This is a genomic window from Streptomyces sp. NPDC047869 (assembly GCF_040704065.1).
Classification (GTDB): domain Bacteria; phylum Actinomycetota; class Actinomycetes; order Streptomycetales; family Streptomycetaceae; genus Streptomyces.
Map to the genome: position 1 here is coordinate 1 of NZ_JBEYRK010000011.1, position 16,138 is coordinate 16,138.

Here is a 16,138-nt window from a genome sequence, read left to right on the forward strand (position 1 = left end):
CGGCACGCAACATCCTGGCCGCCGGGCTGGCGGCGTCTGCCTGTGGAGACGGTGTAAGACCTCAACGGGAGTCCTCCCGGACGGGGCGGCCGTCGATGAAGCAGGAACCCCAACGGGCGACCGCTGGAATCCCCCGCCTTTAGGCGGGGGAAGAAGTCAACGGGATGCCCTCCAGATACTCCCTGGGCAGGTCGAAGGCCTCGACCAGGTCGGTCATGTGCGGTGCGAGGTCGCGCAGGACGTCGTCGAGGAACTGGGGGAGGGCGCGTACCTGATCGCCGGACAGGTGGCCGTCGGCCAGCAGGTCGCCGGTGAACTCACCGAGCTGCTGCAGCAGGAACAACCGGCACAGTTTCTCCAGCAGTTCGCCCGCCTCGGGGCGCCGCGCCCGGGTCACCGCGGCCAGGAAGGCGTCGGCCGCCCGCAGCCGGGCGTGCACCGAGACCATCTCCAGGGCGGCGGAGGAGGCGCCGTTCCACCGCTCCACCGGATTACCGGACGGCCCCCGGCGCAGCGCCGCCCGCGCCCGGTCCTGCCAGACGGCCTCGGCCCGGGCCAGCAGCCCGCGCAAGTGCCGGAGGTCCGTCAACCGCTCCACACCGCCCGGCGGTTCGGGGTCCTGACGGGGCGGCTGATGCTCGAACAGCATCTCGGCGGCCGCCTTCACCCAGATCACCAGGTTGTCGCCCTCGGCGGTGATGGTGCCCTCGATGTACTGCGGGAACTCCGACAGGCCGTTCGCGGCGAACAGACCCTGGGCGCCGCAGCGTTCCCGGCACTCGACCGCGATGTCCCGCGCCTGCCAGGTGATCCAGCCCTTGGCCACGGCGATCAGCCGCTCGGCGTCCGCCCGCTCTCCGGCGTCCGCCCGCTCCCCGGCGTCCGCCGCGGTGTGCGCGGAGGCCCAGCGGGCGAGCGCCGCGCGGTGCAGGAAGGTCATGGCGTAGGCCGTGGCGACGCCCTTCAGCAGCCGCCCGTGGTGCGAGCGATGGGCGTTCACCGGGATGCGCTCACCCGCCCGGGGCCCGCTGACCAGCCGTTGGCCGCCGTAGCGCACGGCTATCGCGAGCGCGGCCCGGGTCGCGCCGACGGCGGCGCCGCTCATGCACAGCTTGCCCATGGTCACCCGGCCGATGGAGTGCAGGAACCGCTTGCGCCGGTTGCCGAGACCGCTGTGCAGCCGGCCCTCGGCATCCAGCCGGCCGTGCTCGGACTCCAGCAGGGCCTCGCTCGGCAGGACCACCCGGTCGAACGAGGTCAGGCAGTGGTCCACCGGGGCCCCGGTGCGCAGCGGCAGCCAGCGGACCCGGACGCCCGGCAGCAGCCCCCGCTCGTCGCTCAGCGGGGTCAGGAACAGGAAGACACCCTCGTCCCGGCCCTCGACGATGAGGCGGGCGGCGACCACGGCGCTCTTCGGGCCGCCCGTCATGCTCGTGTTGGGCATGAACTTCTGCGCGCCCGCGTGCGGGGTGTCGAGCACGAACTGGCCGGTCACCGGGTCCAGTTCCGCGGTGGTCTCCAGCGCCGAGGCGTCATTGCCGTGGTCCAGCTCGGTGCACAGGAACGTTCCGGTGCGCCGCAGGGCCGTGAAGTCGGACAGGTCCCGGCGCCCGGCGCCCCCGTGGTCGAGCAGGCTGCCCAGGAAGAGGTTGTAGTGGATGCTCGCCACCGTGCACAGGCCCCCGCCGCCGTCCACGATCGCCGTCCACTCGTGCAGTGCCGCCAGCAACGGGGGGTCGTTCGCGAGCCGTTCGGCCCCTCCGGCCGTGTCGTTCACCAGGCGCAGCCACTCGTAGGAGAGCGCTGCGCGCTCGGCGGCGCCGAGTCCGGGGCGGTGGCGGAACGTGTCCTTGGCGATGAGGTCGCGCCACATACCGTGGACGCGCTCGCGGTCGTCGCCGTCGAAGAGGAGCCGGGTCAACTCGCCGTGGTTTTCGATCTCCGGCGAAGGAGGGAGATGTACCTGGGACGTCAAAAGGGTCATGACCCTCTCCCGTGGTCGCAGATCCGGCAGGGTGGGTTGCGCAGAGTCAGAAGATACGGACCTCCCGGTTTGCTTATCAAGCCAAATTTCTGCCAACGGTGGCCGAACAGGAGCGCCTTGTGAACCCCGCCGGACTTCGTCGTGAACGGAATGCCCAACTCCCCGGGGGTGCGGCCTCCTTCCTTGTGCGGCCAGGCCCGGCGGGGCATTGAGATACCGGGCGACAGGTTTTATCGTGGCGTCGGCGACGGCCCGGGGAGACCGTGCACCCGGTGAAGGGGAGGCATCCATATGGTTGAAAGGGCATCTTCCGAGGTGGCACGATACGTACCTGTCGGTTTCTTTTCATGGCCGACCGGTCCGTGAAGCCAGTGCGGAGGATGTGCCGTGGCCCTGCAGGAACGAGCGATCAGGACGAGGCGCAACATCCTGGTGGCAGCCGCCGACGTGTTCGCCGACGTCGGCTACGAGGCCGCGACCATCTCGGAGATCCTCCAGCGGGCGAACGTCACGAAGGGTGCCCTCTACTTCCACTTCGCCTCCAAGGAACAGCTCGCCCAGGCGGTGCTGACCGACCAGCTGAAGTCGGTGCCGGAATCGCCGCCGCGGGAACTGGTGCTCCAGGAGGGGCTGGACGCGGGCTTCCTCCTCGCCCACCTGCTGGGCTCGGGAGACCCCATGGTGCGCGGCAGCATCCGCCTCACCGTGGACCAGGGCTCACCGCACGACGGGCTGGACCGGCGGGTGCCCATGGCCTCCTGGGTCGACTACAACGCCATGCTGCTGGAACGGGCGAAGGCGAACGGGGAACTGCTGCCCCAGGTCGACGTCCAGGCCGCGGCGAAGGCGTTCGTGGCCGCGTTCACCGGGGCACAGGTGCTCTCCAAGATCATGAACGATCACTCGGACCTGATGGAGCGGGTGGTCGACCTCTACCGGCAACTGATGACCAGCATCGCGGTTCCCGCGGTCCTGGTGCGCCTGGACATGTCGCTCGACCGGGGCAGACGCGTCCACGAGGAGGCCATGGAGCTGCGCGGGGAACCGCAGGAGGCCCCGGCCGCCGGCTGACCGGGAGCCCTCCGCGGAGCAAGGCCGCCGGTCCTCTCCCCGCGTGGGGGAGCGGACATCGCTGCCATGGGCGCGTCGCCACGCCACAACGTGATGCAGGACCGACCCAGGGAGCACACCGATGGAACAGAACGCCTGCCCTTACGCCTTGGACCTCATGGGCCGGGACCACATGGGCGAGGCCGCGACGCTGCGCGCCCAGGGCCCCGCGGTACGGGTCGAGTTGCCCGGCGGGGTCCTAGCCTGGGCTGTCGTGGGGCAGAGCCACGTGGAGCGGCTGCTGACCGACCCGCGCGTCTCGCGCAGCGCGCGGCTGCACTGGCCGCCGTTCATAGCGGGGGAGATCACCGAGGAGTGGCCGCTCTACCCGTGGGTGGCGAACGAGAACATGCTGTTCGCCTACGGGGAGCACCACACCAGGCTGCGCCGCCTGGTGGCGGGCGCGTTCACCGCGCGGCGCTCCGAGGCGTTGCGGCCCCGCGTCCGGGAACTGTCGGCCGAACTGCTCGGCGAACTCGCCGCCCTGCCGTCAGGCGCCCCGGTCGACCTGCGCACCGCCTACGCGGAGGTGCTGCCGCTCAGGGTCATCTGCGAACTGTTCGGGGTGCCGCGGGGTGCCGAGACGGACGCCCTGTCCGCCGCGCTGAGCACCGTGTTCAGCTCCACCGTGCCGGGCGCGGAGATGGAGGCCGCCCGGCTGGAGGCGTTCGGGCGGCTGGCCGCGCTCGTCAAGGACAAGCGGGAACGGCCGGGCGACGACCTGACCAGCTCGCTGATCGCGGCCCGGGACCACGGCGACCGGCTGACCGAGGACGAACTCCTCGGCTCCCTCTTCATGTTCATCGCCGCGGGCCAGGACACCACCGCCACCCTCATCACCAACGCGGCCGGCGCCCTGCTCACCCACCCGGACCAGCTCGCGCACGTGCGCGAGGGCCGCGCCACCTGGGCGGACGTGGTCGCCGAGACCATGCGCGTGCACACGCCCGGTGCGTACGCGCCGATGCGGTTCGCCGTGGAGGACATCGACCTGGACGGGGTGCTGATCCGCAAGGGCGACTGCATCCTCGTCAACTTCGCGGCGGGCGGCCACGAGACCGAACGGCACGGGCCCGACGCGGACCGCTTCGACCTGCTGCGTGACCGCGACCGGGACATCCTCGGCTTCGGTCACGGACCCCACCGCTGCCTCGGCGCCCCGCTCGGGGAGATCGAGGCGGCCTCCGCGCTCTCTCGACTGTTCGAGATGTTCCCGGACGTGGAACTCGCCTGCGCGCCACCGGAGTTGGCGCCGCTGCCGACGTTCATGCTGAACGGCTACCGGTCGCTGCCCGTCCTGCTGCGCCCCCAGGACTCCTGAGCGCGCGGGCGGCCGCCCGCCGGAAGTCCGCCGTCCACCCCGGGCGGCGGACTTCTCCCGCTCCCCCCGCCGACCAGACGCGCGGTTTCCAACGGTGAGCCACACGGCGTACTCCCCGTGCGGCAAGGGCATTTGAGAGCGCTTACGGGTTTTGGCACCCGGCGTGACGCCAGGCCTTGCCGTGCCCGTCCGGCATAAACATACTGAACATGCGGTTTACGGGGCTGAGGGGTGGCCCGCCTCCGCGCCGGCCCAGGAGGAGGGCGTCATGGTCAAGCAGGTACGGGCGGTTCGCACCCGGCAGGCCCTCATCCGCGCGGCGGCGGAGGCCTTCGCCAACGACGGCTACGCCCGCGCCTCCCTGCCCGCGATCAGCGGACGGGCCGGAGTCAGCGCCGGCGCGCTGCACTTCCACTTCCCCAGCAAGGACGCCCTCGCCCGCGAGATCGAAGGGGCCGCCGCCTGCTCGGTGAGGGAGTTGGCCGAGTGCGCACGGTCCACGGAGACCGGGGCGGCGAGGACGCTGGTCGACGCGATCCGCCGGCTGGTGGTGGCCCTGGCCGCCGACCCCGTGGTGCGCGCCGGGTTCGTACTGAGCGCCGACCCCGCGCGGCACAACGGGACGGCGGTGCTCGACACCTGGCACGACTGGGTGCGCGACACGGCCCGACGGGCCCACGCGGCAGGGGAGTTGAGGGACGGCGTCTCACCCGAGGGCGTGGCCACGGTCGTGGTGGCGGCGACGGTCGGCTTCGAACGGCTCGGCGGGCCGGACCGCGACCCGGAGTCGGAGGACCGCATGGTGGAGTTCTGGACCTGTCTGCTGCCCCGGCTGACCGCCGCTCCCGCCGCCGTCCCCGCCCGGCCGCCGGCCGGTGAGCCGGCCGTCGGCCGGGGCGCCGAGAACAGCATGGCCGGTCTGTAGGCCGCAGTCCCGCGCCGGTTGAGTCACGTCCCGCGCCGCTTGAGTCACGAGCGGTCCGCGGCGCGTACCGGGGCACGACGAGGAACGCCCGGATGCGAGGATGAGGCGCGATGACAGCAGGGTGGGGGTCGCGCGCGGCGCGTGCCGCGGTGTTCGCGGCCGTCTGTGTGCTGCTCGCGGCCCTGGGCCACGTCCTGATGTCCGGCCGGCACGTCCCCGGCTGGGCGCTCGCGGCGGGGCTGGCCGTGACCGGCGCCGCCGGCTGGTCGCTGACGGGACGTGAGCGCGGCCTGCCGCTGGTCGTGACGGTCGTGGTCGCCGCCCAGGCGGTGCTGCACGCGGCCTTCTCACTGGCCCGGCCGGCCTTCACCGCAACGACGCCCATGGACCCGGCCTCGCTGTGGACGGGCTCCACGGGCTCCCTCGGTACGGGTTCCGCCGGCATGGGCGCCATGGACATGAGCTCCATGAGCTCCATGGGCACGGACGGCACCGGCCTCATGAGCCACATGGCGCACATGGCCGGCGCGGGGCACATGCGGCACGCCCCGGACAACATCGGCTCCTCCGCCGGCATGCTCGCCGCCCACCTGCTCGCCGCGCCGCTGTGCGGCCTGTGGCTGGCGTACGGCGAGAAGGCCGCGTTCCGCATCCTGCGGGCCGCGGCGGCCCGGCTGGCGGCACCGCTGCGACTGCTGCTGGCCCTGCCCCCCACCCCGGCGCGTCCGCGCCCGCGGCTCCGCCGCCGCCGTTCGGCACGGGCGCCGCGGCTGCTGCTCCTCGTCCACTCGATCGTCTCCCGGGGTCCGCCCGCCGGGGCCGCTGCCGCCTGACGGCAGCAGGAATCCCGGGGCCGCCCCGCGCGCCCCGGGCCCCGGCCGCACCCCGCGCACACCCCGCACCCGCGCGCGTGCCGCGGCGGCCGGCCCTCCTCACCGGACCGCCGGCGCCGAATCGTGCCCGCGGCCCGGATCCGGACGATCCGAGAAGGACACCAGGTGATCACTCCTGCCCTCCTGCCCTCCGCATCCGAAGATCCCGCCCCGGCCGACGAGCCGGTCACCGCGTGGGCCCTCGCGGCCCGGGCCGGCGACCCCCGCGCGCTGGAGCACTTCGTCCGCGCGCTGCACCGCGACGTGCGGCGCTACGTCGCCCACCTGTGCGCCGACGCCCAGGCCGTCGACGACCTGGCACAGGACACGTTCCTGCGCGCGCTGGGCAGCCTGCACCGTTTCGAGGGCCGTTCCTCGGCGCGCACCTGGCTGCTGTCCATCGCGCGCCGCGCGGTCGCCGACAGTCACCGGCGCGCCGCCGCCCGGCCCCGGCTCTGCGACGCCCTCGACTGGCAGACCGCCGTGGAGGGCGCCCAGCCGCGCGGCCTGCCCGGATTCGACGAGGGCGTCGCCCTGCTGGACCTGCTGGCGGCGCTTCCGGACGAGCGCCGCGAGGCCTTCGTGCTGACCCAGCTGGCCGGGCTGCCGTACGCGGAGGCAGCGCGGGCCGGCGGCTGCCCGGTCGGTACGGTCCGCTCCCGCGTGGCGCGGGCCCGGGCGACGCTGACCGGCCTGCTGGACGAGGCCGCCTGACGGAGAATCGCACCGTGTCCTGCCCCCGGCTGCGTATTCGCGCCTCCGGGGGTACCCGTGGGGCATGGCACGACTGCATCTTCCAGGGCACAAGGACCATCACGACGACGCGGCGAGTGAGCCCGAGCCGCCGTCACCGGAGGACGCCGGGCCCGGCCCGGAGGTCGAGCGGCGCGCTCCGGACGCGCCGACGAAGCTGCCGAAGGCGGCGTGGGGCCGGGTCCTCAAGGGTTCGCTGCGCGAGTTCAAGGACGACGAGCTGACCGACCGGGCCGCGGCGCTGACCTACTACGGCGTGCTGTCCCTCTTCCCGGCGCTGCTGGTGCTGATCTCCCTGCTGGGCATCACGGGCAAGTCCGCCACGGACAAGGTGCTGACCAACCTCAAGCACCTCGCCCCCGGCCCGGCCCGGGACATCCTCACGCGCGCGGTGGAGCAGTTGCAGGGCAGCGCGGGCACCGGCTCCGTCCTCGCCGTCGTCGGCGTGGTACTGGCCGTCTGGTCGGCCTCGGGCTACGTCGCCGCCTTCATCCGCACGGCCAACGCCGTCTACGACGTCCCCGAGGGCCGGCCGATCTGGAAGATCCTCCCGGTCCGTCTCGGTGTGACGGTCGTCCTGATGGTGCTCGCCGTGGTCAGCGCCCTCATCGTGGTGTTCACCGGTGGTCTCGCCCGGCGAGCCGGGGAGGCCCTCGGCATGGGGGACGCGGCCCTGACGGCCTGGGCGATCGCCAAATGGCCGGTCCTGGTCGTCCTGGTCACCGTGATGATCGCGATCCTGTTCTGGGCGGCCCCGAACGCCAAGGTCAGGGGGTTCCGGTGGATCACCCCCGGCAGCTTCCTCGCCCTGCTCCTGTGGCTGATCGCGTCGGCCGGGTTCGCGCTGTACGTCGCCGGGTTCGCCTCGTACAACAAGACCTACGGGGCCATGGCCGGCGTCATCGTCTTCCTCGTCTGGCTGTGGATAAGCAATCTGGCGATCCTGCTGGGCCTGGAGTTCGACGCGGAGACCGCACGGCAGCGGGCGATCGCCGGCGGGAACCCGCCGGAGGCGGAGCCGTACGTCGAACCGCGCGACACGAGCGCGTGGGACGAGGAGGACGTACGCCGGCTGGACGAAGCGTGAGCCGGCCCGGCCGGAACCCGGTAGGGCGGCCCGCGCGCGGGGAACCTGTCGTCGCATGCGCATCGATCTGACTGGACGCACCGCCCTCGTCACCGGTTCGACGCAGGGCATCGGTGCCGCCATCGCCGCCGGTCTCGCCCGTGCCGGCGCCCGGGTGGCCGTGAACGGACGCAGCGAGGAGAGTGTGTCGGCCGCGGTCGCCGCGCTGGCCCGGGAGGTCCCCGGCGCGGAACTGGTGCCGCTGGCCGCGGACGTGGCGGGCGAGGAGGGCGCCGACCGGGTGGCCGGGCTGCTGCCACGGGTGGACATCCTCGTCAACAACCTCGGCATCTTCGGCTCCGCCGACCCGCTGGAGATCACCGACGCCGAGTGGCGGCGCTACTTCGAGGTCAACGTCCTGGCCGCCGTACGGCTGACCCGGACGTACCTGCCCGGCATGACCGAGCGCGGCTGGGGGCGGATCCAGTACATCGCCAGCGACTCCGCCGTCGTCATCCCCGCCGAGATGATCCACTACGGGATGTCCAAGACCGCGCTGCTCGCGGTGAGCCGCGGATTCGCCAAGAAGGCGGCGGGCTCCGGCGTGACGGTGAACTCCGTCATCGCCGGGCCCACCCACACCGGCGGGGTCGAGGACTTCGTGTACGAACTCGTCGACCGGTCCCTGCCCTGGGACGAGGCCCAGCGGGCCTTCATGCGCGAGCACCGCCCGCAGTCCCTGCTGCAACGCCTGATCGAGCCGGGGGAGATCGCCAACATGGTCGTCTACCTCAGCTCCGAGCAGGCCTCGGCCACCACCGGGGGAGCGCTGCGCGTCGACGGCGGGTACGTCGACGCGATCCTGCCCTGACCGGCCCCGCGCTACCAGGTCACCGGCAGGACGCGCGGCCCGCGGATCAGCCCCTCGCGCTGGAACTCCACGTCCTCGGCCGCCACGGCGAGCCGGAGCCGCGGGAACCGGCCGAGCACGGCTCTGATCATGACCTCGGCCTCCATCCGGGCCATCAGCGCCGCCAGGCAGAAGTGCGGGCCGTGTCCGAAGGCGAGGTGCCCGGCACCGTCCCGGGTGAAGTCGAGGACGTCCGGCTCGGGGAAGACCGCGGGGTCCCGGTTGGCGGCGACATAGGCGTTGTAGACGACATCGCCCCTGCGGATGAGCCGGCCGCCGACCCGCACGTCCTCGGTGGCGACCCGGGGTATCCCGACGCCGTTGCGGTGGGGCACGAACCGGTACAGCTCCTCCACCGCCTGCGGCACCAGCGACGGATCGCGCCGGAGCCGGTCGCGGTGGGCCGGATGGGTGAGCAGCGCGTACATCATGGAGCCGCTGTTGTTGCGGACCGCGTGACCGCCGCTGACGTAGACCGCCATGGCGAGCGAGACCGCCTCGCCGTCGCTGATCTCGCCCGCCGCGGCGGCCTGGGCGAGCACACTGGCGAGATCCTCCCGCGGCTCCTCACGCCGGCGCGCGAGCAGATCGACGACCCGGCCGCGGGTCGCCTCGCGCGCCGCCCGGTTGCGGTCGCCGCCGTCCGGGTCCTTGGACAGCAGCGCCTCGGAGTTCCCGGCCCAGTCCCGCCAGTCGTCCTCGTCCGCGCCGAGGAAGAAGCACACGACGGCGATCGGGAACGGGGTGTGCAGGTGTTCCATCAGGTCGGCCGGCGGTCCGGCCTGCTCCATGCCGTCGAGCATCCGCTCCGCGGTGCGCTCCGCCAGCGGGCGCAGCCGGTCCATGCCCCTGGCGGTGAACGCCCGGGCAACGACCCGGCGCAACCGGGTGTGCCGCGGCGGGTCGCTGTACTGCAGCCCCGCCGTCTGCGACGCCACGGCCTGCGGCGCCATGCTGGTCACCGTGCGCCCGACCAGCTCCGCACGGGAGAAGCGCGGGTCGGAGGTCACGAAGCGGACGTCCTCGTAGCGGGTGACCAGCCAGGCGTCCCCGGAGCCGTACGGCAGCGTGATCCGGGTGACCGGTTCGTCGCGGAGCACCTCGTCCAGGAACGGGTCGGGCTCCAGGGCGGGCAGGTCGTCGACGGGCCAGTGCCGCACCTGCGGGGCAGGTGCCGCGGGCTCGGTGTCGAAGCTCATGTCGCATCACTCCTGACTGTCCCCGAGTCCCAAGCGCGGCTCCGGTGAGCGGCCGCGCGTCACCAGGTCCCGTGCTCCACGCCGGAGTATCCGGGGGAGGGGCCGTCGCGGTGCGGACGCGGTGCCCGCCGTACGACCACCCGGACCGGCCGTGACGTCCGGGGCCGTCCGCCCGGTCGCGGGGCCGGCTCGTGTGCTCGCCCGGCGCCGTCCGCGCTGCCTCGCCCGGACGGCCGGGGCGGTCTGCCGCCGTCGGCCACGCTGCGTCCCTTCGCCGAACCTGTCTGTAGCGTGCCGCAGCCGCCGACGCCCCGCACGCCGGGGGCGACGGCGACGCCCTCCGGCGGCCGGCGCGCCGAACCCCGGCGGCCATGTGTGCTCATGCCATCGCTGACGCTTTCGATGTGTGGCTGTCGACCATGGCCGGGCGGGCGGGGGAGGCCAAACATGTGCACGGCACGCTCCAACTCCCTCCGTACCGCACCACCGGACCCGGAAGGCCGCACCATGCACCCCAGCCGTCGAAGCACCCTCCTGTCCGCCGCCCTGCTCGCGGCGGCGTCCGTCACCCCCGCGGCCTCGGCCCGGGCCGACGACGGCTCGCCCGGCCGGGGCGGCGGCCGGCGCCGGATCACGGTTCCGGGCGCCGAGCTGCAGCAGATCTCCCGCCACGACGACCTGACGACCAGCGCCCTCGCCGGCACGTCCTACACCGACACCGCGGACTGGGCCGGACTCGCCGCCAAGGGCACCCGCAACCCCACCGGCGTGCCGGGTCTGCAGATCGACGGCTACTTCCCAGGCTCCTCGAGGCTGAACACGCTGCACGGCTGGAACCACGACGCCCAGTTCGTGATCCGGCTGCCCGAGGACTGGAACGGCAAGCTGGTCGTCACCGGCGCCCCCGGCGTGCGCAAGCAGTACGCGATGGACACCCTCGTCTCCGACTGGGTGCTGGGCCCAGGGCTACGCGTTCGCCGCCACCGACAAGGGCAACAGCGGGCCCGACTTCTACACCGACGGCAAGCGTCCCGGCGACGCCGTCGTCGAGTGGAACCGGCGCACCACCCAGCTGACCCGTGCCGCCAAGGCGGTCGTCGCCCAGCACTACGGACACGCCCCGCGCCGCACCTACATGACCGGGATCTCCAACAGCGGCTACCTCACCCGGTGGCAGCTGGAGAACCACCCCGAGCTGTACGACGGCGGCGTGGACTGGGAGGGGCCGCTGTGGCGCCCGGAGGGCCCGAACCTCTTCACGTTCCTGCCCACCGCCGTCGCCCGCCGGCTCGGCCGGGCCGGCGACGAGGACATGTACGCGGCCGGGTTCGCCCGCGGCTCGGAGTTCCTGTGGCCCTACCACGAGAAGGTCTACTGGGGGCTGACCCAGAAGACCTACCGCGCCGAGTTCGACCCCGGCTACGACCCCGACTGCCCCGGCGCCTCGGCCGGTTCGACGGTCGAGGAGATCCTCGCCCCCTGCCCCTCCGACGCCGGCTACGACTACGCGTCCAGACCCCGCGCCGTCCACGACGCGGTCGCCCGGGTCTCGCTCACCGGCCGGATCGGCAAGCCCATGATCACCGTGCACGGCACCCTGGACGCGCTGATCCCCATCCGGGTCCAGTCCGACCTGTACGCGCGGATGATCGCCGAGCAGGGCCGCTCCCGGCTGCACCGCTACTACCGCATCGAGGGCGGCACCCACGTCGACAGCCTCTACGACACCTACCCGGACCGGCTCCGCCCGATCCTGCCCTGCTACCGGGCCGCCTTCACCGCCCTGACGGACTGGGTGGAACACCACCAGGAACCTCCGGCGAGCGGCACGGTGGCCCGGCCGGCCACCGGTGACCTGGTGAACTCCGGGTCGCTGACGTGACCGTGGGCCGGCCGTCACCGAGGGCCGCGCGACCCGTCCGGCACCGGCACGTCGCGAGCGGCACACCGTCCGGCCCGGCCGGCCCCCGGCGAGCTGAGCGGCACGGGGCCGCGGGCCCGACCGCGTGACGGCTCCCCCTGGGCCGGGGAGCCCCGCCGGCCGTCCGCGACGGCGCTCCCGAGGGGCTCGCCAGGTGTGACCTCGTCGGCAAGCGTTCCCCATGCCCGGCCTGGTGGGGGCCGGGCGGGGACTGCCCGACCTCAGCGGTGCCCGGCGGCCGCCCGTTCCAGTGCGTCCCGGGCGGTGGTGAGCGCCTCGGTGCGGTCCTCGGGGACCAGGCCGATCCGGGTGCGGCGGTCCAGCAGGTCCGACGCCTCCAGGGCACCCTCGTGCAGGGCGGCCCAGACGAGCTCGGCCCGGGTGACCGGATGGCCCGACAGAACCGGTTCGGCGAGCGCCGGATCGCGTGTCGCCAGGGCCTGGACGGCCGGCGCCTCGGTGCCGTGCCGGCGGACCAGGCGACGGGGCGCGGGCAGGGCCCGCAGCAGTCCGGGCGGGGCGGCACCGACCAGCGCGAGATCCATGGTGGGGGAGGGCCGGGCGGGCAGGCCGCGGGCCTCGAGGGCGGCGTCCACCGCGTCCTGCGCCATCCGCCGGTAGGTGGTCAGCTTGCCGCCGACGACTGTGGTCACCCCGTCCGCCGAGGTCAGGACCGCGTGCCGGCGGGAGATGTCGGAGGTCCGGGCCGGTGCGTCGCCCGCGCCCCGGGACCCGCCCGTGTCCAGCAGCGGGCGCAGCCCGGCGAAGGACCCGACGACCTCGTCCCGGCGCACCGGAACGTCCAGGACGGAGCCGAGCACGTCCAGCAGGAAGCCGATGTCGGTCTCGGGCACCTCCGGCACGTCCGGCAGGGGGCCGTCGACCGGCTCGTCGGTGAGGCCGACGTAGACCCGGCCGTCGCCCTGCGGCAGGACCAGCACGAAGCGGTTGGTCTCGCCGGGGACCGGGATGTGCAGCCCGGCCGGCAGCGTGCCGAGCCGCTCCGAGCGCAGGACCAGATGGGTGCCGCGGGAGGGGCGGATCCGGATGCCGTCGACCAGCCCGCCCGCCCACACGCCGGTGGCGTTGATCACCGCACGGGCGCGGATCTCGCCCTCCTCGCCGGTCAGTTCGTCCCGGACGCGGGCGCCGGTCCCGGTCAGCTCCAGCACCCGCACCCGGGTCAGCACCCGGGCGCCGCGCGCGGCGGCGGTGCGGGCCAGGGCGGTCACCAGCCGGGCGTCGTCGGTCACCCGGCCGTCCCAGGACAGCAGCCCGCCGCGCAACCCGTCGGCGCGCACCGCGGGCGCCAGGTGCCGGGCCTCCGTCGCGGACAGCCGGCGCGGCGCGGGCAGCGCCTGCCGGGGCGTCCGCGCGGCCAGCCGCAGCATGTCACCGGCCCGGAACCCGGCCCAGGCCAGCGAGGCCTGGGCCCGCGACACCAGCGGGGTCAGCGGCAGCACGAACGGCTGGGCGGACACGAGGTGCGGGGCGGTGCGGGTCATCAGCACCCCGCGTTCGACGGCGCTCTCGTGCGCGACGTCGAACTGCGCGGAGGCGAGATAGCGCAGCCCGCCGTGGATCAGCTTGGAGCTCCAGCGCGAGGTGCCGAACGCCAGGTCGTGGGCGTCGACCGCGACGACGTCCAGTCCGCGGGCGGCGGCGTCGAGGGCTGCTCCGGCCCCGGTGGCACCGAGCCCGACGACCAGGACGTCGCGGACCCGGCCGTCCGCCGCCTCGGTGAGTTCACGGGTGCGCCGTCCCGCGCTGAGGGACGAGCCGGGTACGGCCTCGGGGTGGCTCATGGCGTCAGGGTCCTCTCCAGAAGGGCGCGCAGCTCACCGAGCAGGGCGGCGGAGTCGAGGTCGGGGTCGTCCTCGTCGGTCATCGTGCGCAGGGACAGGGCGAAGGACTGCACCACCAGCAGCAGCGCGCGCGCCTGCCGTTCGGTGTGGGCGGTGCGCACCGAACCGTCCGCGTGGCCCTCGCGCAGCGCCTCGGCCAGCAGCCCCAGCAGCGCCACCTGGCTGGTGCCGCGCCGGTCCAGGACGTAGGGGAGCAGCAGTTCGGGATCGACGTCGACGATCTTCCGGAAGAGCGGGTGCGCGCGGAACGCCTCCACCCCCGCCACCAGCCCGTCCACGATCCGGGCGCGGGTGACGGCGTCCGGCGTGGACTCCGGTATCGCGCGGGTTGCCACGTCGATCCACTCGCGGGTCATCAGATCGCCGACCAGGGTGCGCAGATCGGGCCAGCGCCGGTACAGCGTCATCCGTGAGACGCCGGCGCGGCGGGCCACGTCGGCCAGGGTCGTGCGGCGTACTCCGACGGCCAGCACACAGTCGCGCACCGCGTCGAGCACGGGATCGCTGTCCGAACCGTTGTGACGAATAGGCGTCATGTGTCACAGTGTAACGCCCCGGGGGCCGGGCGGAGCCGCCGCCGCGCGAACCGAGCACACCGACCTGTGAGGACGACCCTTCGATGGACATGCTGTGGAACGGCTGGGGCGACCCGGCGAAGGCCGCACCCCTGCCCGGCACGGTGACCGGACTGCTGCGCGACCTGCTGGGCGTCACCCCGCGCACGACGCCGGCCCTCGCCCTCGAGGACATCCGGCTGCCCGGACCCACCGCCGGACCGGCAGCCCTGAAGGCGCTCGCCGAAGCCGCCGGCGGCGAGGAGCACGTCCTCACCGGCGCCGAGAGCCGCATCCGGCACACCCGCGGCAAGTCCACCCCCGACCTGCTCCGGCTGCGCGCCGGTGACGTCACCGACGTCCCGCAGGCGGTGGTCCTGCCCGCCTCCCACGACGAGGTCCTCGCCGTGCTGGAGGCCTGCGCCGAGCACGGTCTGGCCGTCGTCCCGTTCGGCGGCGGCACCTCCGTCGTGGGCGGGCTCGCCCCCGAACGGCGCGCCTTCGTCGCCCTGGACCTGCGCCGCATGAACGGCCTGCTCGACCTCGACCCGGTCTCCCGCACCGCCGTGCTCCAGCCCGGCCTGCGCGCCCCCGAGGCCGAGGCCCTGCTGGCCGAACAGGGCTTCACCCTCGGCCACTTCCCGCAGTCCTACGAGTGGGCCACCATCGGAGGCTTCGCCGCCGCCCGCTCCAGCGGACAGGCCTCCGCCGGCTACGGCCGCTTCGACGACATGGTCCTCGGCCTGACCCTCGCCACCCCCGAGGGCACCATCGAGACCGGCCGCGCCCCGCGCTCCGCCGCCGGACCCGACCTGCGCCAGCTCGTCCTCGGCTCGGAGGGCGCCTTCGGCGTCATCACCTCCGTCCTCGTACGGATCCGCCCGCTGCCGCAGGTGCGCGTCTACGAGGGCTGGCGGTTCGACTCCTTCGACGAGGGCGCCGCGGCCCTGCGCCGCCTCGCCCAGGACGGACCCCGGCCCACCGTGCTGCGCCTGTCCGACGAGACCGAGACGCTCATCGGCCTCGCCCAGCCGGACGCCATCGGCTCCCGTCTGGAGCGGGGCGACGCCGGATGCGTGGCGATCACCGGATACGAGGGCACCGCCGAGGACACCGGGCGGCGACGCGAGCGCGCGGCGGCCGTCCTGCGGGACTGCGGCGGCACCCTGATCGGCGCCGAACCGGGCGAACGCTGGGCCCACGGCCGCTACTCCGCCCCCTATCTGCGCGACGCCCTGCTCGACGCCGGCGCCTTCGCCGAGACCCTGGAGACCGCCGCCTTCTGGTCCCGCGTCCCCGACCTGTACACCGCGGTGCGCACGGCGCTCACCGAGACCCTCACCCGGGCCGGCACACCTCCGCTGGTGATGTGCCACATTTCCCACGTGTACGAGAACGGCGCCTCCCTGTACTTCACCGTCGTCAGCGCCCAGGGCGAGGACCCGGTCGCGCACTGGGCGCCCGCCAAGCACGCCGCCAACGACGCCGTCCTCGCCGCCGGCGGCACCATCAGCCACCACCACGGCGTGGGCACCGACCACCGCGACTGGTACGTACGGGAGGCGGGCGCCCTCGGCGTGGCCGCGCTGCGCGCCGTCAAGCACCGCCTGGACCCGGACGGGCTCCTCAACCCGGGCGTCCTGCTGCCCACCGACTGA

At 74.0% G+C, this 16,138-nt stretch carries 12 protein-coding genes and 2 pseudogenes; 10 read left to right on the forward strand and 4 right to left on the reverse strand.

All coding sequences use genetic code 11. The features are described from left to right. Positions 1–143, forward strand: a pseudogene (locus AB0924_RS16200) (RNA-guided endonuclease TnpB family protein); the annotation flags it as partial. Here AB0924_RS16200 and AB0924_RS16205 read toward each other — a convergent pair. Beyond that, positions 140–1,984 carry an acyl-CoA dehydrogenase gene (locus AB0924_RS16205; RefSeq protein WP_366911715.1) on the reverse strand — a complete coding sequence of 615 codons (1,845 nt, stop codon included), beginning with the start codon at positions 1,982–1,984 and terminating at the stop codon, positions 140–142. The pseudogene AB0924_RS16200 and the gene AB0924_RS16205 overlap by 4 nt on opposite strands. Before the next feature lie 387 nt (positions 1,985–2,371). Between AB0924_RS16205 and AB0924_RS16210 the strand changes: the two genes are divergently transcribed. The 7 genes from AB0924_RS16210 to AB0924_RS16240 all read left to right on the forward strand — a co-directional run bounded on the left by AB0924_RS16210 (position 2,372) and on the right by AB0924_RS16240 (position 8,902). Beyond that, positions 2,372–3,055 (forward strand): ScbR family autoregulator-binding transcription factor, encoded by a 684-nt coding sequence (locus AB0924_RS16210; protein WP_366911716.1) that lies wholly within the window; start codon positions 2,372–2,374, stop codon positions 3,053–3,055. Positions 3,056–3,176: 121 nt separating this feature from the next. Next, positions 3,177–4,415 carry a cytochrome P450 gene (locus AB0924_RS16215; protein WP_366911717.1) on the forward strand — a complete coding sequence of 413 codons (1,239 nt, stop codon included), beginning with the start codon at positions 3,177–3,179 and terminating at the stop codon, positions 4,413–4,415. A 268-nt stretch (positions 4,416–4,683) separates the two neighbouring features. After that, entirely contained in the window at positions 4,684–5,340 is a 657-nt protein-coding gene (locus tag AB0924_RS16220; RefSeq protein WP_358933613.1) for a ScbR family autoregulator-binding transcription factor, read from the forward strand. A 110-nt stretch (positions 5,341–5,450) separates the two neighbouring features. Further along, entirely contained in the window at positions 5,451–6,173 is a 723-nt protein-coding gene (locus AB0924_RS16225; protein ID WP_366911718.1) for a hypothetical protein, read from the forward strand. A 165-nt stretch (positions 6,174–6,338) separates the two neighbouring features. After that, the gene (locus tag AB0924_RS16230; RefSeq protein ID WP_366911719.1) at positions 6,339–6,926 is read left to right on the forward strand and encodes a sigma-70 family RNA polymerase sigma factor; all 588 of its coding nucleotides are present in this window, start codon (positions 6,339–6,341) and stop codon (positions 6,924–6,926) included. Positions 6,927–6,990: 64 nt separating this feature from the next. Further along, a complete protein-coding gene (locus AB0924_RS16235; protein WP_366911720.1) occupies positions 6,991–8,052 on the forward strand; it encodes a YihY/virulence factor BrkB family protein in 1,062 nt (353 codons plus the stop codon). A 55-nt stretch (positions 8,053–8,107) separates the two neighbouring features. Beyond that, positions 8,108–8,902, forward strand: a complete 795-nt coding sequence (locus AB0924_RS16240; RefSeq protein WP_358933622.1) for an SDR family oxidoreductase — start codon at positions 8,108–8,110, stop codon at positions 8,900–8,902. 11 nt (positions 8,903–8,913) lie between these two features. Here the strand turns inward: AB0924_RS16240 and AB0924_RS16245 are convergent, their stop codons facing one another. Then, positions 8,914–10,140 (reverse strand): cytochrome P450, encoded by a 1,227-nt coding sequence (locus AB0924_RS16245; RefSeq protein WP_366911721.1) that lies wholly within the window; start codon positions 10,138–10,140, stop codon positions 8,914–8,916. A 507-nt stretch (positions 10,141–10,647) separates the two neighbouring features. Between AB0924_RS16245 and AB0924_RS16250 the strand changes: the two are divergent. Then, positions 10,648–12,022, forward strand: a pseudogene (locus tag AB0924_RS16250) (tannase/feruloyl esterase family alpha/beta hydrolase). Positions 12,023–12,282: 260 nt separating this feature from the next. On the opposite strand, the gene AB0924_RS16255 reads toward AB0924_RS16250, so the two are convergent. Beyond that, positions 12,283–13,866 carry a glycerol-3-phosphate dehydrogenase/oxidase gene (locus AB0924_RS16255; protein WP_366911722.1) on the reverse strand — a complete coding sequence of 528 codons (1,584 nt, stop codon included), beginning with the start codon at positions 13,864–13,866 and terminating at the stop codon, positions 12,283–12,285. Next, positions 13,863–14,462: a TetR/AcrR family transcriptional regulator gene (locus AB0924_RS16260; RefSeq protein WP_358933630.1), complete on the reverse strand. Its 600-nt coding sequence runs from the start codon at positions 14,460–14,462 to the stop codon at positions 13,863–13,865. Before AB0924_RS16260 ends, AB0924_RS16255 begins: the two co-directional genes overlap by 4 nt. A gap of 83 nt (positions 14,463–14,545) precedes the next feature. On the opposite strand from AB0924_RS16260, the gene AB0924_RS16265 reads away from it, so the two are divergent. Next, positions 14,546–16,138: an FAD-binding oxidoreductase gene (locus AB0924_RS16265; protein ID WP_358933632.1), complete on the forward strand. Its 1,593-nt coding sequence runs from the start codon at positions 14,546–14,548 to the stop codon at positions 16,136–16,138.

What these genes read in the sequence shown, in the direction of transcription:
- AB0924_RS16205 (WP_366911715.1), bottom strand. Translation starts at nt 1,984, where the DNA reads ATGACCCTTTTGACGTCCCAGGTACATCTCCCTCCTTCGCCGGAGATC.
- AB0924_RS16215 (WP_366911717.1), top strand. Translation starts at nt 3,177, where the DNA reads ATGGAACAGAACGCCTGCCCTTACGCCTTGGACCTCATGGGCCGGGAC.
- AB0924_RS16220 (WP_358933613.1), top strand. Translation starts at nt 4,684, where the DNA reads ATGGTCAAGCAGGTACGGGCGGTTCGCACCCGGCAGGCCCTCATCCGC.
- AB0924_RS16225 (WP_366911718.1), top strand. Translation starts at nt 5,451, where the DNA reads ATGACAGCAGGGTGGGGGTCGCGCGCGGCGCGTGCCGCGGTGTTCGCG.
- AB0924_RS16235 (WP_366911720.1), top strand. Translation starts at nt 6,991, where the DNA reads ATGGCACGACTGCATCTTCCAGGGCACAAGGACCATCACGACGACGCG.
- AB0924_RS16240 (WP_358933622.1), top strand. Translation starts at nt 8,108, where the DNA reads ATGCGCATCGATCTGACTGGACGCACCGCCCTCGTCACCGGTTCGACG.
- AB0924_RS16245 (WP_366911721.1), bottom strand. Translation starts at nt 10,140, where the DNA reads ATGAGCTTCGACACCGAGCCCGCGGCACCTGCCCCGCAGGTGCGGCAC.
- AB0924_RS16255 (WP_366911722.1), bottom strand. Translation starts at nt 13,866, where the DNA reads ATGAGCCACCCCGAGGCCGTACCCGGCTCGTCCCTCAGCGCGGGACGG.
- AB0924_RS16260 (WP_358933630.1), bottom strand. Translation starts at nt 14,462, where the DNA reads ATGACGCCTATTCGTCACAACGGTTCGGACAGCGATCCCGTGCTCGAC.
- AB0924_RS16265 (WP_358933632.1), top strand. Translation starts at nt 14,546, where the DNA reads ATGGACATGCTGTGGAACGGCTGGGGCGACCCGGCGAAGGCCGCACCC.